The organism is Sphaerisporangium sp. TRM90804 (assembly GCF_029846175.1).
Classification (GTDB): domain Bacteria; phylum Actinomycetota; class Actinomycetes; order Streptosporangiales; family Streptosporangiaceae; genus Sphaerisporangium.
The window spans coordinates 1-527 of the sequence record NZ_JARWAC010000087.1 but is presented as its reverse complement, the minus strand read 5'-3'; the positions used below and the strand labels follow the sequence as shown (position 1 = coordinate 527).

1 protein-coding gene is annotated in these 527 nt (G+C 72.9%); it reads right to left on the bottom strand.

Features of this window, described 5'->3' with window-relative positions:
* The coding region (locus PYR91_RS36360) for an AMP-binding protein (RefSeq protein ID WP_279787576.1) at positions 1 to 491 on the bottom strand (491 nt) is incomplete at its 3' end.
* Positions 492 to 527 lie beyond the last annotated feature (36 nt).

Sequence of the window (527 nt, the reverse complement as noted above, 5' to 3'; positions counted from 1 at the left end):
CCGCCCTCGGCGATCAACCGGGCCAACGCCGCCACATCCACCTCACCCGGCGGCCCCACCACCACCTCACCCCCGGAAAGGAGGGGAACCCACAGCTCGTAGGTGGACAGGTCGAAGCCGATCGGCGAGTGCAGCGGCACGCGGTCGTGGACGCCGGGGCGCCAGCAGGAGCTCAGGGCGAACGTGGCGACGTCGTGGTGGGTGACGGCCACCCCCTTCGGCGTCCCGGTGGACCCCGAGGTGTACATCACATAGGCCAGATTCGCCCCCGACACCCCACCACCCAGACGCCCACCCCGCGAGCCGGCGTCCAGCGAGCCGGCCGGAAGAGCCACCTCCGCCCCCGGCACCCCACCAGCCCGAGAGCCGGCGTCCTGTGAGGCGGCGTCCTGCGAGGCGGTCGAGTCGAGGTGGTCCTCAGGGGCGGTCCCGTCGGCCAGCAGCCCTTCAACGTCCACCCAGACCACACCCGGCGGAACCCGATCAGCCAACGCCCGATCCACCACCGCCACCCGCGCACCGGTCTC